The sequence below is a fragment of the Pseudobacillus sp. FSL P4-0506 genome, from assembly GCF_038003025.1.
In the GTDB taxonomy this organism is placed as follows: Bacteria; Bacillota; Bacilli; order Bacillales; family Domibacillaceae; genus Pseudobacillus.
Window position 1 is genome coordinate 385557 of the sequence record NZ_JBBOOI010000001.1, and the last position, 25282, is coordinate 410838.

27 protein-coding genes and 2 other annotated features (1 of these 29 running past the window's edge) are annotated in these 25282 nt (G+C 42.3%); all 27 genes read right to left on the reverse strand.

Annotated elements, in window-relative coordinates; genetic code table 11:
• Positions 1-10 precede the first annotated feature (10 nt).
• Positions 11-289, reverse strand: a complete 279-nt coding sequence (rpsS, locus tag MKZ02_RS01945) for a 30S ribosomal protein S19 (protein ID WP_120035863.1) — start codon at positions 287-289, stop codon at positions 11-13.
• 60 nt (positions 290-349) lie between these two features.
• On the reverse strand, positions 350-1180 hold the full coding sequence (gene rplB, locus MKZ02_RS01950) for a 50S ribosomal protein L2 (RefSeq protein WP_120035862.1): 831 nt from the start codon (positions 1178-1180) through the stop codon (positions 350-352).
• Positions 1181-1211: 31 nt separating this feature from the next.
• On the reverse strand, positions 1212-1496 hold the full coding sequence (gene rplW / locus MKZ02_RS01955; protein ID WP_049659359.1) for a 50S ribosomal protein L23: 285 nt from the start codon (positions 1494-1496) through the stop codon (positions 1212-1214).
• The gene (rplD, locus tag MKZ02_RS01960) at positions 1496-2119 is read right to left on the reverse strand and encodes a 50S ribosomal protein L4 (protein ID WP_120035861.1); all 624 of its coding nucleotides are present in this window, start codon (positions 2117-2119) and stop codon (positions 1496-1498) included. The genes rplW and rplD overlap by 1 nt, the downstream gene beginning before the upstream one ends.
• Before the next feature lie 30 nt (positions 2120-2149).
• Positions 2150-2776: a 50S ribosomal protein L3 gene (gene rplC, locus MKZ02_RS01965; protein WP_120035860.1), complete on the reverse strand. Its 627-nt coding sequence runs from the start codon at positions 2774-2776 to the stop codon at positions 2150-2152.
• A 37-nt stretch (positions 2777-2813) separates the two neighbouring features.
• Positions 2814-3122, reverse strand: coding sequence for a 30S ribosomal protein S10 (gene rpsJ, locus MKZ02_RS01970; protein ID WP_019394071.1), 309 nt, complete (start codon positions 3120-3122; stop codon positions 2814-2816).
• Positions 3123-3415: 293 nt separating this feature from the next.
• Entirely contained in the window at positions 3416-4603 is a 1188-nt protein-coding gene (gene tuf, locus MKZ02_RS01975; RefSeq protein WP_120035859.1) for an elongation factor Tu, read from the reverse strand.
• Positions 4604-4732: 129 nt separating this feature from the next.
• Entirely contained in the window at positions 4733-6811 is a 2079-nt protein-coding gene (gene fusA, locus MKZ02_RS01980) for an elongation factor G (RefSeq protein WP_120035858.1), read from the reverse strand.
• Between the two features lie 46 nt (positions 6812-6857).
• Positions 6858-7328: a 30S ribosomal protein S7 gene (gene rpsG, locus MKZ02_RS01985; RefSeq protein WP_120035857.1), complete on the reverse strand. Its 471-nt coding sequence runs from the start codon at positions 7326-7328 to the stop codon at positions 6858-6860.
• Between the two features lie 46 nt (positions 7329-7374).
• Positions 7375-7797 (reverse strand): 30S ribosomal protein S12, encoded by a 423-nt coding sequence (gene rpsL, locus MKZ02_RS01990; RefSeq protein WP_120035856.1) that lies wholly within the window; start codon positions 7795-7797, stop codon positions 7375-7377.
• 94 nt (positions 7798-7891) lie between these two features.
• Positions 7892-8143 (reverse strand): 50S ribosomal protein L7ae-like protein, encoded by a 252-nt coding sequence (locus MKZ02_RS01995; protein ID WP_340851594.1) that lies wholly within the window; start codon positions 8141-8143, stop codon positions 7892-7894.
• A 174-nt stretch (positions 8144-8317) separates the two neighbouring features.
• Positions 8318-11911, reverse strand: coding sequence for a DNA-directed RNA polymerase subunit beta' (gene rpoC, locus MKZ02_RS02000; RefSeq protein WP_120035855.1), 3594 nt, complete (start codon positions 11909-11911; stop codon positions 8318-8320).
• A gap of 107 nt (positions 11912-12018) precedes the next feature.
• Positions 12019-15573, reverse strand: a complete 3555-nt coding sequence (gene rpoB, locus MKZ02_RS02005; protein WP_120035854.1) for a DNA-directed RNA polymerase subunit beta — start codon at positions 15571-15573, stop codon at positions 12019-12021.
• Between the two features lie 248 nt (positions 15574-15821).
• A complete protein-coding gene (locus MKZ02_RS02010) occupies positions 15822-16424 on the reverse strand; it encodes a class I SAM-dependent methyltransferase (RefSeq protein WP_340851596.1) in 603 nt (200 codons plus the stop codon).
• Positions 16425-16722: 298 nt separating this feature from the next.
• Complete coding sequence (rplL, locus tag MKZ02_RS02015) at positions 16723-17088, reverse strand: 50S ribosomal protein L7/L12 (RefSeq protein ID WP_041101803.1); 366 nt, start codon at positions 17086-17088, stop codon at positions 16723-16725.
• A 65-nt stretch (positions 17089-17153) separates the two neighbouring features.
• The gene (gene rplJ, locus MKZ02_RS02020) at positions 17154-17654 is read right to left on the reverse strand and encodes a 50S ribosomal protein L10 (protein WP_340851600.1); all 501 of its coding nucleotides are present in this window, start codon (positions 17652-17654) and stop codon (positions 17154-17156) included.
• Positions 17655-17725: 71 nt separating this feature from the next.
• Positions 17726-17869: a sequence feature (ribosomal protein L10 leader region), on the reverse strand.
• Between the two features lie 44 nt (positions 17870-17913).
• Complete coding sequence (gene rplA / locus MKZ02_RS02025; RefSeq protein ID WP_120035851.1) at positions 17914-18615, reverse strand: 50S ribosomal protein L1; 702 nt, start codon at positions 18613-18615, stop codon at positions 17914-17916.
• A gap of 116 nt (positions 18616-18731) precedes the next feature.
• Positions 18732-19157 carry a 50S ribosomal protein L11 gene (gene rplK, locus MKZ02_RS02030; RefSeq protein ID WP_018395143.1) on the reverse strand — a complete coding sequence of 142 codons (426 nt, stop codon included), beginning with the start codon at positions 19155-19157 and terminating at the stop codon, positions 18732-18734.
• Between the two features lie 166 nt (positions 19158-19323).
• Entirely contained in the window at positions 19324-19857 is a 534-nt protein-coding gene (gene nusG / locus MKZ02_RS02035) for a transcription termination/antitermination protein NusG (protein WP_120035849.1), read from the reverse strand.
• A gap of 146 nt (positions 19858-20003) precedes the next feature.
• Positions 20004-20189 (reverse strand): preprotein translocase subunit SecE, encoded by a 186-nt coding sequence (gene secE, locus MKZ02_RS02040; RefSeq protein ID WP_120035848.1) that lies wholly within the window; start codon positions 20187-20189, stop codon positions 20004-20006.
• Positions 20190-20375: 186 nt separating this feature from the next.
• Positions 20376-20522, reverse strand: a complete 147-nt coding sequence (gene rpmG, locus MKZ02_RS02045) for a 50S ribosomal protein L33 (protein ID WP_120035847.1) — start codon at positions 20520-20522, stop codon at positions 20376-20378.
• Between the two features lie 68 nt (positions 20523-20590).
• Positions 20591-21241 carry an RNA polymerase sporulation sigma factor SigH gene (sigH, locus tag MKZ02_RS02050; protein ID WP_120035846.1) on the reverse strand — a complete coding sequence of 217 codons (651 nt, stop codon included), beginning with the start codon at positions 21239-21241 and terminating at the stop codon, positions 20591-20593.
• Positions 21242-21306: 65 nt separating this feature from the next.
• The gene (locus MKZ02_RS02055) at positions 21307-21816 is read right to left on the reverse strand and encodes an NYN domain-containing protein (RefSeq protein ID WP_120035845.1); all 510 of its coding nucleotides are present in this window, start codon (positions 21814-21816) and stop codon (positions 21307-21309) included.
• 2 nt (positions 21817-21818) lie between these two features.
• Positions 21819-22562, reverse strand: a complete 744-nt coding sequence (gene rlmB, locus MKZ02_RS02060; RefSeq protein WP_340856301.1) for a 23S rRNA (guanosine(2251)-2'-O)-methyltransferase RlmB — start codon at positions 22560-22562, stop codon at positions 21819-21821.
• Positions 22562-22984 (reverse strand): Mini-ribonuclease 3, encoded by a 423-nt coding sequence (locus MKZ02_RS02065; RefSeq protein ID WP_120035844.1) that lies wholly within the window; start codon positions 22982-22984, stop codon positions 22562-22564. The genes rlmB and MKZ02_RS02065 overlap by 1 nt, the downstream gene beginning before the upstream one ends.
• Before the next feature lie 2 nt (positions 22985-22986).
• The gene (gene cysS, locus MKZ02_RS02070; RefSeq protein WP_340851604.1) at positions 22987-24387 is read right to left on the reverse strand and encodes a cysteine--tRNA ligase; all 1401 of its coding nucleotides are present in this window, start codon (positions 24385-24387) and stop codon (positions 22987-22989) included.
• Positions 24368-25033 (reverse strand): serine O-acetyltransferase EpsC, encoded by a 666-nt coding sequence (epsC, locus tag MKZ02_RS02075; RefSeq protein ID WP_120038040.1) that lies wholly within the window; start codon positions 25031-25033, stop codon positions 24368-24370. Before epsC ends, cysS begins: the two co-directional genes overlap by 20 nt.
• A gap of 51 nt (positions 25034-25084) precedes the next feature.
• Positions 25085-25282: a binding site (T-box leader), on the reverse strand; it runs 34 nt beyond the window's last position.

The window sequence follows — 25282 nt, forward strand, 5'->3', positions numbered from 1 at the left end:
CCTCCTCTCATTAACGTCTTGTTTTTTTATCGTCACTACCGTGACCTTTGTACGTGCGTGTTGGTGCAAACTCGCCCAGTTTGTGTCCTACCATATCTTCTGTTACATAAACAGGAACATGCTTACGGCCATCATATACAGCGATTGTATGACCGATAAAAGCAGGGAAGATTGTTGAACGGCGAGACCAAGTTTTCACAACTTGTTTCTTATCAGCTTCATTTAATTTTTCAATTTTATTGAATAAATGATCATCAACAAAAGGTCCTTTTTTCAAGCTACGGCCCATTTTGGTACCTCCCTTCGCAATTGGTCTACGGTTCGCGAAAGGAACCGTAGTGCAATTACGTTATTTTTTACGACGACGAACGATAAACTTGTCGCTTTTGTTTGTTTTCTTACGAGTTTTATAACCAAGAGTTGGTTTGCCCCATGGTGTAACAGGTGTTTTACGTCCGATTGGTGAACGTCCTTCACCACCACCGTGTGGATGGTCATTCGGGTTCATTACAGATCCACGAACTGTTGGCTTCTTGCCTAACCAGCGAGAACGACCTGCTTTACCGATGTTAACAAGTTCATGTTGCTCATTGCCCACCTGGCCAATTGTTGCACGGCAAGTAGCAAGAATCATACGAACTTCACCAGAATTCAAACGAACAAGAACGTATTTTCCTTCTTTACCTAACACTTGTGCAGATGTACCAGCTGAACGTACCAATTGTCCGCCTTTACCAGGCTTCAATTCGATATTGTGAACAACTGTACCTACAGGAATGTTAACTAAAGGAAGAGCGTTACCTGTTTTAATATCTGCTTCCGGTCCGGACATAACTTCCATTCCGACTTTTAGGTTTTTTGGTGCTAAGATGTAACGTTTTTCACCGTCTACATAATTGATCAAAGCAATGTTTGCTGAACGGTTTGGATCATACTCGATTGTGGCAACGCGTCCAGGTATACCATCTTTATCGCGTTTAAAGTCGATAATACGGTATTGACGCTTATGGCCGCCACCTTGATGACGAACTGTAGTTCTACCTTGGTTGTTGCGACCGCCTTTCTTTTTAAGAGGCGCCAACAATGATTTTTCTGGCTTGTCAGTTGTAAGCTCAGCAAAATCTAGTGACGTCATATTACGACGGCCGTTTGACGTTGGTTTATACTTTTTAATCGCCATGTCATTTCCCTCCTCTTCTTATAATGTTGAATTAAACTTCAAATAGTTCGATTTCTTTGCTGTCTTGAGTTAATGTAACAACCGCTTTACGGCGTTTGTTTGTATAACCTGCATAACGACCCATACGCTTGAATTTACCTTTGTAGTTCAAGATGTTGACTTTCGCTACTTTCACGCCAAAGATCTCTTCAATTGCGTCTTTGACTTGAGTTTTGTTAGCTTTCACATCAACTTCAAACGTATATTTTTTATCAGCCATGATTTCAGTTGAATGTTCTGTAATAACGGGGCGCTTAATGATATCGCGAGCATCCATTATGCAAGCACCTCCTCTACTTTTTCAACAGCTGCTTTAGTGATGATTAGCTTCTCGTGTCCAAGAAGATCTAAAACACTAACGCCGCTTGCATCTACTACTGTCACACCTGGGATATTGCGTGCAGACAGTGCAACATTTTCGTTTAACGCTTCTGTTACAACTAGCGCTTTGCTGTTTACAGAAAGGTTCTTCAATACGCTTGCGAATTCTTTTGTTTTTGGAGCATCAAGAGCTAATGCTTCCAATACAATAATGTTTTGCTCTACAACTTTAGAAGAAAGAGCAGATTTGATCGCTAAGCGACGAACTTTTTTCGGTAATTTGTAGCTGTAGCTGCGTGGAACTGGTCCGAACACTGTGCCGCCTCCGCGCCATTGTGGAGAACGAATAGATCCTTGACGAGCACGTCCAGTACCTTTTTGGCGCCATGGTTTGCGACCGCCGCCACTCACTTCGGAACGGTTTTTTACTTTGCTTGTTCCTTGACGTAAAGATGCGCGTTGCATCATTACTGCTTCAAATAAAACATGTTGATTAGGTTCAATACCGAAAACGGAATCGTTCAGTTCGATTTCACCAACTTCAGCTCCGCTTTGGTTTAATACTGTAACTTTTGGCATTCTTTTTTCCTCCTTTCTAGAAAAAATCGATTATTTCACTTTCAATGCACGTTGGATTTTCACTAAAGATTTCTTAGGTCCAGGAACATTTCCTTTGATTAAGATTACGTTGCGCTCTGCATCAACTTTCACTACTTGCAGGTTTTGGATAGTGATCTGTTCGCCACCCATACGGCCTGGAAGTAATTTATTTTTGAATACACGGTTAGGAGCAACTGGTCCCATAGAACCTGGGCGACGGTGGTAACGTGAACCGTGGGACATAGGTCCGCGGCTTTGTCCGTGGCGTTTGATCGCACCTTGGAATCCTTTACCTTTTGATACTCCTGTTACGTCGATGATATCTCCTTCAGCGAAAATATCGACTTTAACCTCTTGACCAACTTCTACTTCTTCACCGAAGTTACGGAACTCACGAATGAAGCGCTTAGGTGCAGTGTTAGCTTTTGCAACGTGGCCTTTAGCTGGCTTGTTTGCAAGCTTTTCACGCTTTTCATCAAAGCCTAACTGAATAGCTTCATAGCCGTCGCTTTCGATCGTTTTCTTTTGCAGTACAACGTTTGGTGTTGCTTCAACCACAGTAACTGGAATGAGTTCACCGTTTTCAGCAAATACTTGAGTCATACCGATTTTTCTTCCTAAGATTCCTTTGGTCATGAGTCACACCTCCTGAATTAATAATTTTTTATAGTAATTAAAGTTTAATTTCAATGTCAACGCCTGATGGCAAGTCTAAACGCATTAATGAATCAACAGTTTGTGGTGTTGGATTCACAATATCGATTAAACGTTTATGTGTACGCATCTCGAATTGCTCACGAGAATCTTTGTACTTATGAACCGCACGTAAGATTGTGTAAACAGATTTTTCTGTTGGCAACGGGATTGGACCCGATACGTTAGCACCAGAACGTTTTGCTGTTTCAACGATCTTTTCTGCTGATTGGTCTAAAATTCTGTGATCATATGCTTTTAAACGAATACGAATTTTTTCTTTTGCCATTATTTTCCCTCCTTTTCCGCCTATTTGCTAATAGACATTCTCCGCAGAAATATCCTGACGACACTCGCCATGGCAAAGCGGCCGGGTGTGTCAGCAACCTTCTGCATCATCGCTGTCGAAAACCAACGTTGTTAATTATACACGAAGTTTTCGATGTATGCAACAGTATTTGCTATATTTCTTTCCTAGCACACTTTTACTATTATACACATACTATCGCTTCATATCAATAGAAGAAATAGAGAGTTGAAAAATAAAAAAGCAGGCGGAAACCGCCTGCTTGTCAATCGTTATTATTTTTGGATAGATGCTACAACGCCAGCGCCTACTGTACGGCCGCCTTCACGGATAGAGAACTTAGTACCTTCTTCGATCGCGATCGGAGAAATAAGTTCAACTGTCATTTCAACGTTGTCCCCAGGCATAACCATTTCTACGCCTTCAGGAAGTTGAACGATACCAGTTACATCCGTTGTACGGAAGTAGAACTGTGGACGGTAGTTTGAGAAGAATGGAGTATGACGTCCACCTTCTTCTTTAGACAATACATAAACTTCAGCTTTGAAGTTAGTGTGTGGAGTGATTGAACCTGGCTTAGCAAGTACTTGTCCACGTTGGATTTCTTCACGTGCTACACCACGAAGAAGGGCACCGATGTTGTCACCAGCTTCAGCATAGTCAAGAAGCTTACGGAACATTTCTACACCAGTTACAGTAGTAGATTTTGGCTCTTCAGTTAAACCGATGATTTCAACTACGTCACCAACTTTAACTTGTCCACGCTCAACACGGCCAGTTGCAACTGTACCACGGCCAGTGATTGAGAATACGTCCTCAACAGGCATCATGAATGGTTTTTCAGTGTCACGCTCTGGAGTTGGGATGTACTCATCAACAGCATCCATAAGCTCGATGATTTTGTCTTCCCACTCAGCTTCGCCTTCAAGAGCTTTAAGAGCAGAACCTTTGATTACTGGTACATCATCGCCAGGGAATTCGTACTCAGAAAGAAGGTCACGCACTTCCATTTCTACAAGCTCAAGAAGTTCTTCGTCGTCTACCATGTCGCATTTGTTTAAGAATACTACAAGGTAAGGAACACCTACTTGACGAGAAAGAAGGATGTGCTCACGAGTTTGTGGCATTGGACCGTCAGCAGCAGATACTACTAGGATACCGCCGTCCATTTGCGCAGCACCAGTGATCATGTTTTTAACATAGTCAGCATGTCCTGGGCAGTCAACGTGTGCATAGTGGCGTTTGTCAGTTTCATATTCAACGTGAGAAGTGTTGATTGTGATACCGCGCTCGCGCTCTTCTGGAGCGTTGTCGATTTGGTCGTAACCACGTGCTTCACTTCCGCCTTTTTTAGCAAGAACAGTTGTGATTGCTGCTGTTAAAGTTGTTTTACCATGGTCAACGTGACCAATTGTACCGATATTCGCATGTGTTTTGGAACGGTCGAATTTTTCCTTAGCCATTAGGAAATCCTCCTTTGAATTATCAAAATTAATTAATTTATATAGGGACTTTGAAGGCGGAAGTGATTCCGTCTCCAAAGATACCAAAGCTTACATTGTATTTATACTTCATTAAGAAGTATAAATCAATTATTGACCTTTATTTTTCTTGATGATTTCTTCGGAAACTGATTTTGGCACCTCTTCATAATGGTCAAAGTGCATAGAATAAGTTCCGCGACCTTGTGTATTGGAACGTAGTGAAGTAGCATAACCAAACATTTCAGAAAGTGGAACGAATGCTTTTACTACTTGCGCGTTACCGCGAGCTTCCATACCTTCCACACGTCCACGACGGGAAGTGATGTCACCCATAATATCTCCAAGGTATTCATCAGGAATAACAACTTCTACTTTCATCATTGGCTCGAGAAGAACCGGATTACATTTAGAAGCTGCATTTTTCAATGCCATAGATGCTGCAATTTTAAACGCCATCTCACTGGAGTCAACATCATGGTAAGAACCGTCAAACAGTCTTGCTTTAATGTCGATTAATGGATAGCCGGCAATAACACCGTTTTGCAATGCATCTTCAAGACCAGCTTGAACAGCTGGGATGTATTCACGAGGAACAACCCCACCGACGATGCCGTTTTCGAATTCGAAGCCAGCACCTTCTTCGTTAGGTGTAAACTCGATCCATACATGACCGTATTGTCCGCGTCCACCAGATTGGCGGGCAAACTTTCCTTCTACTTGCGCAGAAGCACGGAAAGTTTCACGGTAAGCTACTTGTGGAGCACCCACGTTTGCTTCTACTTTAAATTCACGACGCATACGGTCTACAATGATATCCAAGTGAAGCTCACCCATACCGGAGATAACAACTTGTCCTGTTTCAGGATTTGTTTCTGCACGGAAAGTTGGATCTTCTTCTTGAAGTTTTTGCAGAGCAGTTGTCATTTTATCTTGATCGCCTTTTGATTTCGGCTCAACTGATAAAGAGATAACCGGCTCTGGGAATTCCATAGACTCTAAAATAACGAGGTTTTTCTCGTCACAAAGAGTGTCCCCTGTAGTCGTATCTTTCAGACCAACTGCAGCAGCGATATCGCCTGCATGCACTTCAGAGATTTCTTCACGGGAGTTCGCATGCATTTGTAGAATACGACCTACACGCTCACGTTTGCCTTTAGTAGAGTTCTGTACGTATGAACCGGATTGTAAAATACCAGAATACACACGGAAGAACGTTAACTTACCTACATAAGGGTCAGTCATAACTTTAAATGCAAGTGCAGAGAATGGTGCATCGTCTGATGATGGACGAGTTACTTCTTCATCGCTATCTGGCAGAGTCCCTTTAATGCTTGGTACGTCTGTAGGAGCAGGAAGATAGTCAACAACTGCATCCAACATTAATTGAACACCTTTGTTTTTGAAAGCAGTTCCGCAAAGTACAGGGAAGAACTCAACGTTGATTGTGCCTTTACGGATAGCGGCTTTAATTTCAGGAATTGTTACTTCCTCACCGCCAAGATATTTTTCCATGATTTCTTCATCGAATTCAGCAATTGCTTCGATAAGTTTTTCACGGTATTCTTCTGCTTGAGCTTGCATATCTTCAGGGATTTCCCCTTCTTCGATTTCAGTTCCAAGGTCGTTGCCGTAGAAAGTAGCTTTCATTTCGACTAAGTCGATGATGCCACGGAATTCATCTTCAGCACCGATTGGAAGTTGAATCGGATGTGCATTTGCCATTAAACGGTCATGGATTGTGCGAACAGAATAAAGGAAGTCTGCTCCAATCTTATCCATTTTGTTAACAAACACGATACGCGGAACGCCATACGTAGTTGCTTGGCGCCAAACAGTTTCTGTTTGCGGCTCAACTCCGGATTGGGCATCAAGTACAGTTACTGCACCATCAAGAACACGAAGGGAACGCTCAACTTCAACAGTGAAGTCTACGTGTCCTGGTGTGTCGATGATGTTTACACGATTGCCCTTCCACTGAGCAGTTGTCGCAGCAGAAGTGATTGTGATACCGCGCTCTTGTTCTTGTTCCATCCAGTCCATTTGAGACGCACCTTCGTGAGTCTCACCAATTTTATGGATACGGCCTGTATAGTAGAGAATACGCTCGGTAGTTGTCGTTTTACCGGCATCAATATGCGCCATGATACCGATATTTCGAGTGTTTTCTAAGGAGAACTCTCTTGCCATGTATGTCTTTCTCCTTCCTTAAATTAAGATAGTTTTAAAAAGAATCTTACCAGCGGTAATGAGCAAATGCTTTGTTTGCTTCCGCCATTTTATGAGTATCTTCACGCTTCTTAACTGAAGCACCAGTGTTGTTAGCTGCATCAAGGATTTCAGCCGCAAGGCGTTCTTCCATTGTTTTCTCACCACGAAGACGAGAATAGTTAACTAACCAGCGAAGACCAAGAGTCGTACGGCGTTCAGGGCGAACCTCAACTGGCACTTGGTAGTTAGCACCACCTACACGGCGTGCTCTAACCTCTAATACTGGCATGATGTTTTTAATGGCTTGATCAAATACTTCCATTGGATCTTTCCCCGTACGTTCGCGGATAAGATCAAATGCTGCATAAAGAATGGCTTGTGATTTACCTCTTTTACCGTCAACCATCATTTTATTGATGAGACGAGTAACTAATTTGGAGTTGTACATCGGATCTGGAAGTACATCTCTCTTCGCTACAGGACCTTTACGTGGCATGTAAGTTCCTCCTTTCATGTAATTCCTACATTATAAATTAATGTTTTTATTTTTTAGCTTCTTTTGGACGCTTCATTCCGTACTTAGAACGGCCTTGACGACGAGTTTCTACGCCGGCAGTATCAAGCGCACCACGAACGATGTGATAACGAACCCCTGGTAAGTCTTTTACTCTTCCTCCACGAATCAACACAACGCTGTGCTCTTGAAGGTTATGTCCAATACCAGGAATATAAGCATTCACTTCAATACCATTGCTCAAACGAACACGGGCATATTTACGTAAAGCCGAGTTAGGCTTTTTCGGTGTCATTGTACCAACACGAGTACACACTCCACGCTTTTGTGGTGAATTAATATCCGTTTGCGCTTTTTTAAAGCTATTATAGCCTTTGTTAAGTGCTGGTGACTTGGATTTAGTTGATTTTGATTTACGAGGTTTACGCACTAACTGGTTAATAGTAGGCATATAAAAATCCTCCCTTCCTTTTTTCTTAAGCCCACACATCCAGGTGGACCATTTAAAATTAAAAACAAAGTCTTTGCACTTTCATGCAAAAACATTATTCATTAATAATAGCAACAGCAGCTGCCTTGACATCAATCCCACATGTTTTTCCTAGTTTTAGCATAGAATCCACATAAGTAATCGGCACTGCTTTTTGTTTGGCCAGTTCTTCTACCTTTTTTAATAAAAAGGGATTGGCATCAGCAGCGATCGTTACTTGCTGTGCTTGATTTCTTTCAAGAGCTCTCACTGTTTGTTTTGTTCCTATCGCCAAGGTTTGCGCCTTCGCTACTTTATCATAAGACATGTAAACATCCTCCAAAGTAACAAGGTTCATAGGAGCACCTTGATTATATTATCATTCATGTTTTTAAATGTCAACTATGAAAATAAATTATTATGCCGGAGCCGGAAAAGCCGGCCCCGGACATATAATTTGCTGAAAAGGTAAGTATTCACAGACCTTTTTAGCGCATATTTATTATTCTACTGTTACAGATTCTTCAGATGTTGCTAATACTGGCTCAGAGTTACGATATCGCTGCATGCCCGTTCCAGCTGGAACAAGTTTTCCGATAATAACGTTCTCTTTCAAACCTAAAAGTTCATCGCGTTTTCCTTTAATCGCTGCATCTGTCAACACGCGGGTTGTTTCTTGGAAGGATGCCGCAGATAGGAACGAATCTGTCTCAAGGGATGCTTTCGTAATACCAAGAAGAACTGGTCTTCCTGTTGCTGGCATTTTGCCCTCAAGCAACGCTTGCTCATTGGCATCTCTAAATTGATGAATTTCAAGCAGGCTGCCTGGCAGAACATCCGTTTCTCCAGCATCAAGAACACGCACTTTACGAAGCATCTGTCGTACCATTACTTCAATATGCTTGTCACCGATTTCTACCCCTTGCATCCGGTATACTTTTTGCACTTCGCGCAACAAGTACTCCTGAACGGAAGAAACATCGGTAATTTTCAAGTATTCTTTCGGATCGATAGAACCCTCTGTCAGTTCTTGGCCTCGTTTTACTTGATCGTTAACAGCTACTTTCAAGCGAGCTGTGTATGGAGCCGTATATGTGCGGCTTTCTACATCGCTTTGAAGAACGATTTCCTGCTGGCGATCACGGCCTTCATTAATTGCGGTCACAACACCGTCAATTTCAGAAATAACTGCCTGACCTTTTGGATTACGCGCTTCAAACAACTCCTGAATACGAGGCAAACCTTGAGTAATATCGTCTCCGGCTACCCCACCTGTATGGAATGTACGCATCGTCAACTGTGTACCTGGTTCACCAATTGATTGGGCAGCGATGATACCAACTGCTTCGCCGACCTCCACTTGTTGTCCAGTTGCAAGGTTGCGTCCGTAACATTTTTTACATACGCCGTGACGGGTGTTACAAGTAAAGGCGGAGCGAATCCATACCTCTTCAATGCCTGCGTTAATAATGACACTTGCCATGTCCTCATCTATCAGGTCATTTTCTCTTGCAATGATTTCCCCGGTTTCAGGATGAGCAATTGTCTTTCTAGCATAACGGCCAACAAGACGCTCTTCCAGCGGTTCAATGATTTCTGTTCCTTCTTTAATCGAACGAATCAGAAGACCGCGGTCGGTTCCACAATCATCTTCACGGACAATTACATCTTGAGCCACATCTACAAGACGACGAGTCAAGTAACCAGAGTCAGCCGTTTTAAGAGCCGTATCTGCTAGACCTTTACGCGCTCCATGTGTAGAAATAAAGTATTCCAATACGGTTAAGCCTTCACGGAAACTTGACTTGATCGGAAGTTCGATAATCCGACCAGCCGGGTTCGCCATCAGACCGCGCATCCCTGCAAGCTGAGTAAAGTTAGACGCGTTACCACGGGCCCCTGAGTCACTCATCATGAAGATTGGGTTGCGCTTATCTAGGGAAGCCATCAATTTACCTTGAATCGTGTCTTTAGCTGCACTCCAGATAGAAATAACGCGATCATAGCGTTCTTCTTCCGTGATTAAACCACGTCTGAATTGCTTCATAACATTATCAACTTTTGACTGTGCTTCTTTCAAGATTTGTTCTTTTTCGCCTAATACTACGATATCTGCGACACCTACCGTGATACCAGCCTTCGTAGAGTGCTTAAATCCTAAGTCCTTCATGCGGTCAAGCATTTTGGACGTTTCTGTAATTTTAAAACGTTTAAATACTTCCGCAATGATATTTCCAAGGATTTTTTTCTTGAATGGAGCAATAAGCTCTTGCTTTTCAATATATTCTTTTACATTTTCTGTCGGCTCAACAAAGTACTTCTCTGGTGTTTTCTCTACCAGGTTTGTATTTGTTGGCTCGTTAATGTAAGGGAATGTGTCCGGAAGAATTTCATTAAAAATCATCTTTCCGACTGTTGTAATTAACAGCTTTTTATTTTGCTCTTCAGTAAATGTTTGATTGTTTAAAGCAGAGGCAGCGACAGCTACTCTCGTATGAAGATGAACATAACCATTTTGATAGGCAATTAGTGCTTCATCTACATCTTTAAAAATCATTCCTTCGCCGATAGCATCTTCACGCTCAAGAGTGAGGTAGTAGTTTCCTAATACCATGTCCTGAGAAGGAGTAACAACTGGCTTTCCGTCTTTTGGATTCAAGATATTTTGAGCAGCCAGCATTAACATCCGGGCTTCTGCCTGAGCTTCTGCTGACAACGGCACGTGCACGGCCATTTGGTCTCCATCAAAGTCCGCGTTGTATGCTGTACAAACGAGCGGGTGAAGACGGATTGCGCGTCCCTCTACTAATGTAGGTTCAAATGCTTGAATACCAAGACGGTGAAGCGTCGGTGCCCGGTTTAAAAGAACAGGGTGCTCCTTGATTACTTCTTCTAGCACATCCCATACTTCCGGCTGCACGCGTTCAATTTTACGTTTCGCACTTTTAATGTTATGAGCTAGGCCTTTTTCAACCAGTTCCTTCATAACAAATGGCTTAAACAATTCAAGTGCCATTTCTTTTGGAAGGCCACATTGATACATTTTCAGATTCGGTCCAACGACAATAACCGAACGGCCTGAATAGTCAACACGTTTTCCTAACAGGTTTTGACGGAAACGCCCTTGCTTTCCTTTCAGCATATGAGAAAGGGACTTTAACGGACGGTTACCTGGCCCTGTAACAGGACGGCCGCGGCGACCATTATCAATTAATGCATCTACTGCTTCTTGCAGCATCCGCTTTTCATTTTGAACAATAATGCTTGGAGCTCCGAGATCAAGCAAACGCTTCAAGCGGTTGTTCCGGTTAATCACTCGGCGATATAAATCATTTAAATCAGAAGTGGCAAAACGACCACCATCAAGCTGTACCATCGGGCGAAGCTCCGGCGGAATGACAGGAAGAACATCCAAAATCATCCAGCTCGGGTTGTTGCCGGAGTGGCGGAACGCTTCGATAACTTCAAGACGTTTGATCGCTCTTGTCCGGCGCTGGCCTTGTGCACTCTTTAATTCTTCTTTTAGGAAATCCACTTCTTTTTCAAGATCAATGTCTTGGAGCAGCTTTTTAATCGCTTCTGCACCCATAGATGCCTGAAATTTATTTCCGTACTTTTCACGATAAGCACGGTATTCTTTTTCAGAAAGTAATTGCTTTTTCTCAAGCGCAGTATCACCAGCTTCGGTTACAACATAAGAAGCAAAGTAAATAACTTCCTCAAGTGCACGTGGGGACATATCAAGCACTAGCCCCATACGGCTTGGAATACCTTTGAAATACCAAATATGTGAAACAGGAGCCGCCAATTCAATATGACCCATGCGCTCGCGACGAACTTTTGCTTTTGTTACTTCTACGCCACAGCGGTCACAGACAACGCCTTTATAGCGTACTCTCTTATATTTCCCACAATGACATTCCCAGTCTTTTGTAGGTCCGAAAATACGCTCACAAAACAATCCATCTTTTTCTGGCTTTAATGTACGATAGTTAATCGTTTCCGGTTTCTTCACTTCACCGTATGACCATGATCTAATCTTGTCTGGTGATGCCAGACCGATTTTCATGTATTCAAAATTGTTTACATCTAGCAAGGGGCCTACCTCCCTTTCAGTCTACAGGTTCTAACGAGTATGCTTAAACCGCTATTTATTAAAGATAGCCGGAGAAAGCTATTGGAATTCCCCGGCCTGTTAATTAATTAATCCGTTGAACTTACTTTTTCAGATAAGTTTTCTTCAGGAGCGATATTTAATGTATCTGCCTGCTGAACGTCATCCTCATCTTCTAAATCACGCATTTCAATTTCCTGGTCGTCTCCGGACATAATCTTGACGTCCATTCCCAAACTTTGAAGTTCTTTAATCAAAACTTTAAATGATTCTGGAACTCCTGGTTCCGGAACATTTTCACCTTTGACAATTGCCTCATATGTTTTCACACGACCAACAATATCATCGGATTTGACAGTAAGAATTTCTTGAAGTGTATAAGCCGCACCATAAGCTTCAAGTGCCCATACTTCCATCTCTCCAAAACGCTGACCACCGAACTGAGCTTTACCTCCGAGCGGCTGCTGGGTAACAAGAGAGTAAGGCCCTGTTGAGCGGGCATGAAGTTTATCGTCAACCATGTGAGCAAGCTTGATCATGTACATGATACCAACAGATACACGGTTATCGAATGGCTCTCCGCTACGGCCGTCATAAAGGACCGTTTTTGCATCCCTGGACATGCCAGCTTCTTCAATTGTTTCCCATACATCGTCTTCCGTTGCTCCATCGAATACCGGAGTAGCTACATGCAATCCTAAGTAACGAGCTGCCATACCTAAGTGAAGCTCCATTACCTGTCCGATGTTCATCCGTGAAGGTACCCCTAGTGGGTTTAACATAATATCGATCGGTGTGCCGTCAGGAAGGAAAGGCATGTCTTCTTCCGGTAAGATCCGGGAGATAACCCCTTTGTTTCCGTGGCGTCCGGCCATTTTATCCCCTTCAGAGATTTTACGTTTCTGAACGATATACACGCGGACGAGCTGATTCACACCTGGTGGCAATTCATCGCCGTCCTCGCGATTAAACACTTTCACATCAAGGACGATTCCGCCGCCGCCATGTGGCACCCGTAAAGATGTATCCCGCACTTCACGCGCTTTTTCTCCAAAGATCGCATGTAGAAGTCGTTCTTCCGCAGTCAATTCAGTGACGCCTTTTGGCGTTACTTTTCCGACGAGAAGATCCCCATCTTTCACTTCAGCCCCGATGCGAATGATTCCACGTTCGTCAAGGTTGCGAAGCGCATCTTCCCCAACGTTTGGAATATCACGAGTGATTTCTTCTGGTCCGAGTTTTGTATCGCGTGACTCTGACTCGTATTCTTCAATGTGGATGGAAGTGTACACATCATCTTTTACGAGACGTTCGCTCATGATGATGGCATCCTCATAGTTATAACCATCCCATGTCATGAAGCCAACCATTACATTTCGACCTAAAGCAAGCTCCCCTTTTTCCATGGAAGGGCCGTCAGCAAGGATTTCACCCTTTGTCACACGGTCGCCGACACTAACGATCGGACGCTGGTTATAGCATGTACCTTGGTTAGAGCGAATAAATTTAAGCAGGCGATATTTATCAAGGTCACCTTTTACTTCTTTTCCATCTATCTCTTCAATGCGACGCACCCAGATTTCTCTCGCTTCTACATGCTCCACAATTCCTTCTCGCTTACAGATAACTGCGGCTCCAGAGTCTTTTCCTGAAACATATTCCATTCCAGTACCAACAATTGGCGCTTCCGGCTGCATTAAAGGCACGGCCTGACGTTGCATGTTCGCTCCCATTAACGCACGGTTGGAGTCATCGTTTTCTAAGAAAGGAATACAAGCTGTTGCAGCAGACACTACCTGTTTTGGAGATACGTCCATGTAGTCCACGCGCTCACGCTTTACAACTGTGTTTTCGCTTCGGAAGCGAGCAACTACTTCTTCATCGGCGAACGAACCGTCTTCGTTGAGACGAACATTCGCTTGAGCCACTACATAGTTATCTTCTTCGTCAGCTGTTAAATAGTCAATACGATCTGTTACTCTTCCTGTATCCGGATCTACTTTCCGGTAAGGAGTTTCAATAAAGCCGAAACGATTAACCTTTGCGTAAGTAGAGAGCGAGTTGATCAATCCGATATTCGGTCCCTCAGGTGTTTCAATCGGACACATACGGCCATAGTGGGAATAGTGAACGTCACGCACTTCAAATCCTGCACGTTCCCTTGTTAATCCACCAGGTCCAAGCGCTGATAAACGACGCTTATGCGTTAATTCAGCCAGCGGGTTGGTTTGATCCATGAACTGTGAAAGCTGGGAGCTTCCAAAGAACTCTTTGATTGAAGCAATAACCGGCCGGATATTAATTAATTGTTGTGGTGTAATTGTATTTGTATCTTGAATGGACATTCGTTCGCGAACAACACGTTCCATACGAGATAATCCAATTCGGAATTGATTTTGAAGCAATTCGCCGACAGAGCGAAGGCGACGGTTACCTAGATGATCAATATCATCTGTGTCTCCAACTCCGTACAATAAGTTAAAGAAATAACCAATGGATGCAATAATATCAGCTGGTGTAATGTGTTTCACATTTACCTCTGGGAAGCCATTCCCAATGATATTAATGATCCTTTCATCTTCACTATTTGGGGCATAAATTTTAATGGATTGAACAACGATATCCTCTTCTACTACCCCGCCGGATTGACGATAAGTTTTAAAGCCTACACCATTTTCCAGGTTCGGTATAATTTTATCAAGTGCACGGCGGTCAAGAAGTGTGCCTTTTTCCGCAATAATTTCACCTGTTTCCGGATCTGCCAACGTTTCGGCAAGACGCTGCCCAAACAAACGGTTCTTTGTATGGAGCTTTTTGTTCATCTTATAGCGTCCAACACTAGCAAGATCATAACGTTTTGGATCAAAGAAACGGGAAATCAGCAAGCTCTTAGCATTTTCAACTGTCGGAGGCTCACCCGGGCGCAAACGCTCATAAATTTCAATGAGTGCTTTTTCCGTGCTCTCCGTATTGTCCTTTTCGAGCGTATTACGGATATATTCGTTGTCACCGATAAGATCAATGATTTCTTGATCAGAGCCAAACCCGAGAGCACGCAATAATACGGTAACTGGTAATTTACGTGTACGGTCGATACGAACATATACAATGTCTTTTGCATCTGTTTCATACTCCAACCAGGCTCCGCGGTTCGGAATAACAGTAGCAGTGAAACCACGCTTTCCGTTTTTGTCCATTTTTCCGCTGTAGTACACACTCGGAGAACGAACAAGCTGGGATACGATAACGCGCTCTGCTCCATTGATAATAAATGTTCCTGTTTCAGTCATAAGCGGGAAGTCGCCCATGAATACTTCCTGATCCTTCACTTCACCAGTCTCTTTATTTAAAAGACGGACTTTAACTCGAAGCGGAGCAGAGTAAGTTACATCGCGCTCCTTAGACTCATCCACCGGATATTTCGGTTCTCCGAGACTGTAATCAATAAATTCCAATGCAAGATTACCAGTAAAATCTTCAATAGGAGAAATATCCTGAAACATTTCTCTCAAGCCCTCATCAAGAAACCACTGATAGGAGGATGTTTGAATTTCAATGAGATTTGGTAATTCTAAAACTTCACTAATGCGCGCATAGCTTCTGCGCTGGCGGTGTCGTCCGTACTGAACTAGTTGACCTACCAACTGATTCACCCCTCAAATCAAGCGTTTTAGTTGCCTATATACTTCTTATAGCCAGGCATTCAGCCTTGCCGTAAGACAAAAAGAAAAAGGTTTTTTCAAAGAAAACCTCATTTTACGCGTGATGAACTATTATTTTAGCATCGTAGCCATTTCAACCATTAATTATACAGCCTAAATGGATTTATAGCAAAAATGGTCACAATTATTATTCTGGCATTTTATAATAATAACATAGAGCTATATGCGAGTCAACATTTTTCCGCCTTGATAATATAATACCCTTTTGAACGATCAATCACTTCCGCACGCCCAAAAAGTGACTCTATTTCTTTCAAAGCAGAAGGAGCTCCTTGTTTCTTTTGAATAACAACCCACAACACTCCGCCCTTAACCAACTTTTCGTAACTTTGTCGAAAAAAATCAAATACCACTTTCTTTCCTGCTCGAATAGGCGGATTGGTCAATACAGCAGCAAATCCTTGCTCAACCACCCCTGTCAGACGGTCACTTTCATAAATGTTAACATTTTCAATCTGATTAAGGACTGCATTGTCTTTTGCTAGCGAAAGAGCGCGCAAATTCACATCAACCATATGAATCATTCTCTCCGGGAAAGCAGAAGCAACAGAAAGACCGATTGGTCCATACCCACAGCCAGCATCAAGAAATGGCCCGTCCACTTCCGGGGGCTCAAAGGTTTCAATTAAAAGGCGAGAGCCAAAATCCACCTCTTTCTTAGAAAAAACACCCGCATCGGTTTTAAAGCGAAATTTCCGCCCTTTCAAAAGATACTCCCAAAACTTCGGGTCACTCTCACTACCGGGCGTCTGCGAAAAATAATGGTTAGTCATATTTCCCCCTCCACTCTGACAATTTATAAAAAAGCGGAAGCGCCTTATTCAGCCCCGACAAACAGAAAACAAACTAACGCAATCGCATTTCCTCAGTCCTGCAGTTCGTTTGGCTTGTTCGAGGAGCTTAGCCGCTGCAACTAGGTAATGAAAAAGCACCTGGTTAGCTGCGCCAAGTATAAAATAAACAAAAAATACATTCAAGATTTATAGCCCGTTTAGCTTACCGTTCCAGAAAATTAAATTCATAAATAAAAGCCCGCTGGATCCAGCGGGCTTTGTTATCGTCCGTACGTAATTACTTAACTTCTACGCCAGCGCCAACTTCTTCAAGTTTAGCTTTGATTTCTTCAGCTTCTTCTTTAGAAGCTCCTTCTTTAACTGGTTTCGGAGTGTTGTCAACAAGTTCTTTCGCTTCTTTAAGTCCAAGACCTGTAACTTCACGAACAACTTTGATAACTTTGATTTTTTGAGCGCCTGCATCAGTAAGCACAACGTCAAACTCAGTTTTCTCAGCTGCAGCGTCTCCACCAGCAGCTCCGCCTGCTACTGCTACTGGAGCAGCTGCAGTTACACCAAATTCTTCTTCAATTGCTTTTACTAAATCGTTCAATTCAAGAACGGACATTTCTTTAATCGCATCAATGATTTGTTCTTTAGTCATTTTAAAGTTTCCTCCTTGTTTTTACTTTCTTTTTATTCGTTTAGGCTGCTTCTGAAAAAATCAGCTTACGCGCCTTGTTCTTCTTTTTGATCGGCAACAGCTTTTGCTGCAAGAGCGAAGTTGCGCATAGGTGCTTGCAACACGCTGAGTAGCATAGAAAGAAGTCCTTCGCGGGATGGAAGTTCAGCAAGAGCTTTCACTTCTTCTACTGTTACAACATTTCCTTCTAAAACACCTGCTTTAATTTCTAGCGCCTCATTCTCTTTAGCAAAGCTATTAAGAATTTTTGCTGGTGCAATTACATCTTCTGTACTGAACGCAATCGCATTCGGCCCAGTTAAGAATTCATCCAAACCAGAAATTTCAGCAGTTTCAGCTGCACGACGAGTTAAAGTATTTTTGTATACTTTAAATTCAACGCCAGCTTCACGAAGCTGTTTACGAAGCTCAGTTACTTGGCTCACTGTCAAACCACGGTAGTCTACAATTACTGTAGATGCACTGCTTTTAAATTTGTCAGCAATATCGTTTACCAACTGTTTCTTTTGCTCGATTACACTGCTCATCTTTTACACCTCCTGTAGATTTCTATAGCAAAATAAACAATTTGCTATTTTGCTTGTCCATTCATACCTTAGATGAAAGTAAAAAACCTCCACATCAGCAGACATGGAGGTTACGAAAAGTACAGCGCAAGGCCACACTCTATATATTCGTATTACCTCGGCGGGAAATTAAGCTTTTCAGCACCTGCTGTCTACGGTATAAATGTTCAATTATTTTGCAACAAAATGAATTATATCAAATTCAAAATCTGTTGTCAACTTATTTTGCAACAGCTACAGAAGAAGGATCTACCTTAACGCCAGGACCCATTGTTGAAGTGATTGTAACATTCTTCATGTATGTGCCTTTTGCTGCTGATGGTTTTGCTTTTAACATTGTTTCAAAGATTGTGTTGAAGTTTTCAATTAACTTTTGATTGTCAAAAGAAACTTTACCAATCGGAACATGAATGTTTCCAGCTTTATCAACACGGTATTCTACTTTACCTGCCTTGATTTCTTGAACAGCTTTCGTTACATCGAAAGTAACTGTTCCAGTTTTAGGGTTTGGCATAAGACCTTTAGGACCAAGCACACGGCCAAGCTTACCAACCTCACCCATCATGTCAGGAGTAGCTACGATTACATCAAATTCAAACCAACCTTGTTGGATCTTGTTGATGTAGTCTGCATCTCCTACATAATCTGCTCCAGCTGCTTCAGCTTCTTTTGCTTTTTCACCTTTAGCAAACACTAAAACTTTTTGTGTTTTACCAGTTCCGTTTGGAAGCACAACTGCTCCGCGGATTTGTTGGTCAGCTTTCTTCGGATCTACTCCAAGACGGAAAGCTGCCTCTACTGTTGCATCAAACTTTGTAAAGTTTGTTTTCTTTACTAATTCAACTGCTTCGTCAAGAGCATAAGCTGTTGTACGATCAACAAGCTTTGCTGCTTCTTGAAACTTTTTACCTTTTTTAGCCATTTAAAACTTCCTCCTTATGTGGTTTTAGCGGAATAACCTCCCACGAATAAAGGTTGCGTGTGAAGTAATTACGGAATACATTCACAGCGCAACCCTTGAACAACTTCTACAAACAATTAGTCTTCAATCACAATACCCATGCTGCGGGCAGTACCTTCAACCATGCGCATAGCTGATTCAACATTAGCTGCGTTAAGGTCAGGCATTTTTGTTTCAGCGATTTCGCGAACTTTATCACGCTTTACTGTCGCTACTTTATTGCGGTTTGGTTCACCGGAACCAGACTCAATACCTGCTGCTTTCTTAAGAAGTACAGCAGCCGGCGGAGTTTTTGTGATGAATGTAAATGAACGGTCTTCAAAAACCGAAATTTCAACTGGAATGATCAAACCAGCTTGATCCGCTGTACGCGCGTTAAACTCCTTACAGAATCCCATGATGTTTACACCAGCTTGACCAAGTGCAGGACCAACCGGCGGCGCAGGATTTGCTTTGCCTGCAGGGATTTGCAACTTAACAACTTTAATAACTTTTTTAGCCACGAGACACACCTCCTTAAGTCCGTGATGTGGTATTTGGGGATTTCCCCTCCCACTCAATAACACCTTTAAATATATTAAAGATGGTTAATTAAAATTAGTCTGTCTTTAAGACATACTGACTTAAAAATATTATCATTGTTTCCTTAATATTTCAAGATGTTTTCCATTATAATTTATCTACCTGGTTAAAATCAAGTTCAACCGGAGTTTCGCGGCCAAACATATTTACGAGCACTTTTAATTTTGCCTTGTCGAAGTCGATTTCTTCTACTGTTCCCTCAAAGTTAGCAAATGGGCCCTCGTTTACGACTACTGTTTCGTTCACTTCAAAATCAACGTCCTTGCGTTTTTCATCCATTCCCATTTGTTTCAAAATATTTTTTACTTCGTCTGGTAAAAGCGGTGTTGGCTTTGAACCATGACCCGAAGAACCTACGAACCCAGTAACACCTGGTGTGTTGCGAACCACGTACCAAGAATCATCTGTCATGACAATCTCTACTAGTACATAGCCTGGAAAGACTTTGCGTTTTGTTACTTTCTTTTTACCATTTTTAATATCAGTTTCTTCTTCTTCCGGAACGATTACACGGAAGATTTTATCTTGCATACCCATGGACTCTACGCGTTTTTCCAGGTTAGCTTTTACTTTATTCTCATATCCTGAATATGTGTGTACAACGTACCAATTCTTCTCCATAGAAAGGGACTAAGCGTCCTTCCCTCCTTTACTTTTGAAAAGCAAATGAAAAAACCCGTTGAAGCGGGCTTTTTTTCTTCTCTATGATGTTTCATTATACCATATCAAAAAACAGTATATTCAAAACGAGGCGGCAAAGTTGAAAATTATAGAGACAAAACCCATCGTACAAGCGATGAGATACCTAAATCAACCACCGCAAAAAAGATGGCCAAGAAAAACACAGTTGTAATAACCGTGATTGTATATCCCGTCAGCTCTTTTTTCTTCGGCCAGCTGACTTTTCTAATTTCCGAACCGACGTTGCGGAAAAATTGTGTTATGCTCGACATTTCGAACCCTCCAAAGGTGAAATCAACTTTTCTCAAAGATGATCAATTATTGGCTGGCTGCAGACACCAGCCTGTCCACTTTTACTCTACCCAGCTGCGAGCGGCCGAATTTCCAACATCAGCCTCTATAGCATAGATAACCGGCACAACGGCCATTTATATGTCTTTAAGTAGCCGCTTCTCATTTTACTTAGTCTGCTTATGGATCGTGTGACTGTTACATGTGCGGCAAAACTTTTTTATTTCTAGGCGTTCTTCACTATTGGCTTTGCTCTGAGTGGAATAGTTTCTTGAACCGCATTCGGAACAAGCTAATATTCTCTTTTTTGTCATTGTGAATCCACCTTATCTATCTCAATTGTAAAAAATAACATTATCAGCGGAACTAGTCAAGTTATTGCCTACAACGTGATTTCTCTAAATTCCAGATAGCGCTCAAGCTTTCTCTTAACCCGCTGCAGAGCATTATCAATCGATTTCACGTGACGGTTAAGTTCTTCTGAAATCTCCTGGTACGACTGCCCGTCCAAATATAAGGCTAGCACTTTTCGTTCCAAGTCGCTTAACAATTCATTCATTTTATCTTCAATACTACTAAATTGCTCGCGGTTAATAATTAATTCTTCTGGATTCATAATTTTTGCGCCTGTGATGACATCCATCAACGTACGATCAGATTCCTCATCGTAAATTGGTTTATCAAGTGAAATATAGGAATTTAACGGAATATGCTTTTGTCTTGTGGCTGTTTTGATGGCAGTGATAATTTGTCTTGTGATACAAAGTTCAGCAAAAGCTTTAAACGTGGTTAGCTTATCTTCTCTGTAATCGCGGATAGCTTTGTAAAGCCCAATCATCCCCTCTTGGACAATGTCTTCCCTATCGGCCCCAATTAAAAAGTAGGAACGTGCTTTCGCCCGGACAAAATTTTTGTATTTGTGAATCAAATAATCCAGAGCATCACTATTTCCACTGTGAACAAGTTCTATGAGTTGCTCATCTTGAAGCGTTTCCAATGCTGTATTGCTTGAACGGTTCAAACTCACACACATCCCCTCCGCCTGCAAAGCCATAGATAGCAACATTATACAGTACGTTTTTTTCGAACGTCAATGCTTCATTTCTCGCCACGGCGCCACTTTTCAAAAATTTCTGCCACTTCGTCTGTAAGAGGAATTTTTGAATGGACCTTTTTTTCGTGGAATTTTTGGACACTTCTCCCAATTTTTTTATTGGTTACTTTCAGCTCTGTAAGCAGCTCTCTAGCAGATACTCGCAAAGCTCCTTGCCCAAAAACTACCCACTGTTCCGTAAAATCGGAGGTTGCTACAAAAATTTGATTTTTAATATTATTTAGTTCTATTGCAAGCTTTTCAATGCGCTCGTCTGCTGATTCATTTTCCCGTGTGAAAATTACCTCTACTTTTGAATCCCGGTATTTTTTTTCTGTTCCTTTAACATAATGGGCATCAAAAACAACGATGACCCGGCTGCCCGTGAATCCTTGATATTCAGCCATCAACTGAATAAGACGGTCACGGGCAGAAGCAAGATCATGTTTTTTTAGCTTTTGAAGTTCCGGCCAAGCACCAATAATATTGTAGCCGTCAACTATGAGGATGTTCATCGCTACTCCCCTAAAGGATGCCGCCTTCTATACACTTCGTACATCAATACGCCGGCTGCTACAGAAGCGTTTAGAGAAGTGACACGTCCGGCCATAGGCAGTTGGATAAGAAAATCACACTTTTCTCTAATTAAGCGCCCAATTCCTTTTCCTTCACTGCCAATGACAAGCCCAAGTGGCATGTTTCCGTCAAACTGCCTGTAGTCATCGGCCCCCTTTGCATCTGTGCCGGCAATCCACACACCACGTTCTTTCAGTTCATCAATCGTCCGTGACAAGTTAGTCACTCTTACAACAGGAATATATTCAATTGCTCCAGTAGAGGCTTTTGCGACTGCAGCTGTTAATCCTACCGCCCGGCGCTTTGGAATAATAATGCCATGCACTCCCACAGCATCTGCTGTTCGCATAATGGATCCTAAGTTATGAGGATCTTCAATTTCATCCAGAATGAGGAAAAAAGGTTCTTCCCCGCTCTTTTCCGCGTTGGTAAACAAATCGTCTAGCTCTGCATAGTCATAGGCAGCAACAGAAGCAACGATGCCCTGGTGATTCTCCTCGCTCATCTGATCAATTTTTTGTTTAGGGACAAATTGAACGAGTACATTTTTTTCTTTTGCTTTTTTGATAATCTGCTGCACAGGCCCCTTTTGTGCTCCCTCCGCTATCCAGATTTTATTGATTTCCCGATCTGATCTTAGCGCTTCAAGCACAGGATTCCTGCCTGCGATAAACTCTTTGGACATCATGAGTCTCCTCCTTTCTCACTTATTTTTGGCTGCAGACAAAAATCGATCATTTCTGCAAGCCGCTGTTCATTTCCTGTTAAGAACAGCATCCCAATCAGTGCTTCAAAAGCTGTGCTATGCCGGTAAGTTTGAACATCGGTATTTTTTGGGGTTGTTCCCGACTTTGCATTTCTCCCTCTTTTAACCACAGCAAGCTCTTTTTCTGACAAAAAACCGCTGTCGATCATCTGATATAGAAAATCCGCCTGAGCTTTTGCCGAAACATAGCGGGTAGCCTCCCGATGAAGCTGATTCGGCTTCACTTTTCCAAGTTCCAATAAATGACGGCGCACATACACTTCATAAATGGCATCGCCCATGTAAGCAAGGGCAAGACTATTCATCTGTGTGGCCTCTTTTAATGGTTCAAAATCCAGCATTTTTACCCTCTTTTCCAGCGTGTGCCCTGCGGTGTGTCCTCTAAAATGATGTTCATTTCCTTCAGCTTATCACGAATTTCATCGGCAAGCTGGAAATTGCGGTCTTTCCTTGCTTGAATCCGCTGTTCGATTAATTCCTCAATCTCTTCCTCTAACAGTGCTTCCTCTACTTCAAGCTTTAGCCCGAGCACGAAAAATAAATCTTCGAACTCTTTTAAAAAGGCGTCAATTACTTTTTCGGATGTGTTTTTTTCCATTAAATAATAATTAGCCTGCTTGGAAAGTTCAAATAAGACGGAGATGGCATTGGCTGTATTGAAGTCATCATCCATTTCCTTAGTAAACGCCTGATGCAGTTCTTTTATTTTATCCAGCCACTGTGTATCATCTTCTGTCAAATTCGTACTCGATTGCTTGCGGTGCTTTAAGTTTTCATAAGCAGTTCTTAGGCGATCCAACGCTGTTTTTGCATTCTCCAGCAATTCTTCATTATAATTGATCGGATGTCTGTAATGAACAGACAACATAAAGAAGCGAAGAACTTGTGGGTCAATATGTTGAATAATGTCGTGTACAAGGACGAAGTTGCCGAGCGATTTCGACATTTTTTCATTGTCAATGTTAATATAACCATTATGCAGCCAGTAGCGGGCAAACGTTTTTTCTGTCAATGCTTCGGACTGGGCAATTTCATTTTCATGATGCGGAAAAGTTAAATCCTGTCCGCCGGCATGTATATCAATTGTATCGCCCAGATACTTTCTTGCCATCGCTGAGCACTCAATGTGCCATCCCGGACGTCCTTTCCCCCACGGGCTCTCCCAGTAAATCTCGCCTTCCTTTGCTGCTTTCCATAAGGCAAAATCAAGCTCATCTTCTTTCTTTTCCCCTACGCCAATTCTTGCACCAACCTTTAATTCGTCTATGGATTGATGGGAGAGCTTTCCATATTCTGCAAACTTTCGTGTACGATAATAAACATCTCCCTCAGAAGCATAAGCATAGCCTTTCTCAATGAGGGTTTCAATAAATTCAACGATGATGTCAATGTTTTCAGTTACACGGGGATGCACATCCGCTTTTTGGCAGCCGAGCGCCCCTGTATCCTCAAAATAAGCATTGATAAAGCGCTCAGCGATCGCCGGAACTTCTTCTCCTAATTCGTTAGCTGCTTTAATCAGCTTGTCATCCACATCTGTAAAGTTAGAAACATAGGTCACATCGTAGCCGCTATACTGAAAGTAACGGCGGACTGTATCGAATACAATAGCTGGCCGGGCGTTGCCTATGTGAATATAGTTATATACGGTCGGTCCGCATACATACATTTTTATTTTTCCCTTTTCTAGGGGGACAAACTCCTCTTTTTGCCTCGTTAATGTATTATAAACGTGAATGGTCATTTAGTGGTTCTCCCTTCTTTACTTCTTGAAGCTCTTCACGCAGCCTGACAATTTCCTTCTCCATGGAGAAAAGGCGATCAGCAATTGGGTCTGGTAAGTCCTGATGATTAAGGTCTTTTTGTACTTTTTTCCCGTCACGTATCACTATTTTCCCCGGAATACCAACAACGGTTGAGTTGGGAGGCACATCTTTTAGAACAACCGACCCGGCCCCAATTTTGGAGTTTTCCCCAATTGTAATGGAGCCAAGCACTTTAGCCCCTGATGCGATCAATGCATTGTCTTTAACCGTCGGGTGCCGCTTTCCTTTTTCTTTACCGGTACCTCCAAGTGTCACTCCTTGATATAGTGTTACATTATCACCTATCTCACAAGTTTCCCCAATAACAACACCCATCCCGTGATCAATGAAAAGGCGGCGTCCAATCTGGGCACCCGGGTGGATTTCTATACCGGTGAAAAAACGGCTAATTTGAGAAATTAGACGAGCAAGGAAAAAGAATTTTCTCTTATAAAAACCGTGCGCCAACCGATGACCCCAAATAGCATGCAATCCGGAATAGGTTAAAATAACCTCCAAATAACTGCGGGCAGCAGGATCCTGCTCAAAAATTGTATCGATATCCTCTTTAAGTAATTTAAACATGCTCATTGCTATCCTCCTTTTTTAAAAACAAAATAAAAACGCCTCTGTATAGACAGAGACGTTGTGTTGACGCGGTTCCACTCTGTTTGAAAAACAGACAGTCCTGTCTGTTAATCCAACTCTAAACTGATAACGGGTGTTCCCGCTGCTGCTTACTCGGATTCCTTTCAACAACAGACTCAGAGGGGCATTTCAATAATTGAGCGGCTTAAACCGTTCGCAGCCGGTGACGGTTCTCTCTGTAAAGCT

What these genes read in the sequence shown, in the direction of transcription:
- rpsS (WP_120035863.1), bottom strand. Translation starts at nt 289, where the DNA reads ATGGGCCGTAGCTTGAAAAAAGGACCTTTTGTTGATGATCATTTATTC.
- rplB (WP_120035862.1), bottom strand. Translation starts at nt 1,180, where the DNA reads ATGGCGATTAAAAAGTATAAACCAACGTCAAACGGCCGTCGTAATATG.
- rplW (WP_049659359.1), bottom strand. Translation starts at nt 1,496, where the DNA reads ATGGATGCTCGCGATATCATTAAGCGCCCCGTTATTACAGAACATTCA.
- rplD (WP_120035861.1), bottom strand. Translation starts at nt 2,119, where the DNA reads ATGCCAAAAGTTACAGTATTAAACCAAAGCGGAGCTGAAGTTGGTGAA.
- rplC (WP_120035860.1), bottom strand. Translation starts at nt 2,776, where the DNA reads ATGACCAAAGGAATCTTAGGAAGAAAAATCGGTATGACTCAAGTATTT.
- rpsJ (WP_019394071.1), bottom strand. Translation starts at nt 3,122, where the DNA reads ATGGCAAAAGAAAAAATTCGTATTCGTTTAAAAGCATATGATCACAGA.
- tuf (WP_120035859.1), bottom strand. Translation starts at nt 4,603, where the DNA reads ATGGCTAAGGAAAAATTCGACCGTTCCAAAACACATGCGAATATCGGT.
- fusA (WP_120035858.1), bottom strand. Translation starts at nt 6,811, where the DNA reads ATGGCAAGAGAGTTCTCCTTAGAAAACACTCGAAATATCGGTATCATG.
- rpsG (WP_120035857.1), bottom strand. Translation starts at nt 7,328, where the DNA reads ATGCCACGTAAAGGTCCTGTAGCGAAGAGAGATGTACTTCCAGATCCG.
- rpsL (WP_120035856.1), bottom strand. Translation starts at nt 7,797, where the DNA reads ATGCCTACTATTAACCAGTTAGTGCGTAAACCTCGTAAATCAAAATCA.
- MKZ02_RS01995 (WP_340851594.1), bottom strand. Translation starts at nt 8,143, where the DNA reads ATGTCTTATGATAAAGTAGCGAAGGCGCAAACCTTGGCGATAGGAACA.
- MKZ02_RS02010 (WP_340851596.1), bottom strand. Translation starts at nt 16,424, where the DNA reads ATGACTAACCATTATTTTTCGCAGACGCCCGGTAGTGAGAGTGACCCG.
- rplL (WP_041101803.1), bottom strand. Translation starts at nt 17,088, where the DNA reads ATGACTAAAGAACAAATCATTGATGCGATTAAAGAAATGTCCGTTCTT.
- rplJ (WP_340851600.1), bottom strand. Translation starts at nt 17,654, where the DNA reads ATGAGCAGTGTAATCGAGCAAAAGAAACAGTTGGTAAACGATATTGCT.
- rplA (WP_120035851.1), bottom strand. Translation starts at nt 18,615, where the DNA reads ATGGCTAAAAAAGGTAAAAAGTTTCAAGAAGCAGCAAAGCTTGTTGAT.
- nusG (WP_120035849.1), bottom strand. Translation starts at nt 19,857, where the DNA reads ATGGAGAAGAATTGGTACGTTGTACACACATATTCAGGATATGAGAAT.
- secE (WP_120035848.1), bottom strand. Translation starts at nt 20,189, where the DNA reads ATGTCGAGCATAACACAATTTTTCCGCAACGTCGGTTCGGAAATTAGA.
- rpmG (WP_120035847.1), bottom strand. Translation starts at nt 20,522, where the DNA reads ATGACAAAAAAGAGAATATTAGCTTGTTCCGAATGCGGTTCAAGAAAC.
- sigH (WP_120035846.1), bottom strand. Translation starts at nt 21,241, where the DNA reads ATGTGTGTGAGTTTGAACCGTTCAAGCAATACAGCATTGGAAACGCTT.
- MKZ02_RS02055 (WP_120035845.1), bottom strand. Translation starts at nt 21,816, where the DNA reads ATGAACATCCTCATAGTTGACGGCTACAATATTATTGGTGCTTGGCCG.
- rlmB (WP_340856301.1), bottom strand. Translation starts at nt 22,562, where the DNA reads ATGTCCAAAGAGTTTATCGCAGGCAGGAATCCTGTGCTTGAAGCGCTA.
- MKZ02_RS02065 (WP_120035844.1), bottom strand. Translation starts at nt 22,984, where the DNA reads ATGCTGGATTTTGAACCATTAAAAGAGGCCACACAGATGAATAGTCTT.
- cysS (WP_340851604.1), bottom strand. Translation starts at nt 24,387, where the DNA reads ATGACCATTCACGTTTATAATACATTAACGAGGCAAAAAGAGGAGTTT.
- epsC (WP_120038040.1), bottom strand. Translation starts at nt 25,033, where the DNA reads ATGTTTAAATTACTTAAAGAGGATATCGATACAATTTTTGAGCAGGAT.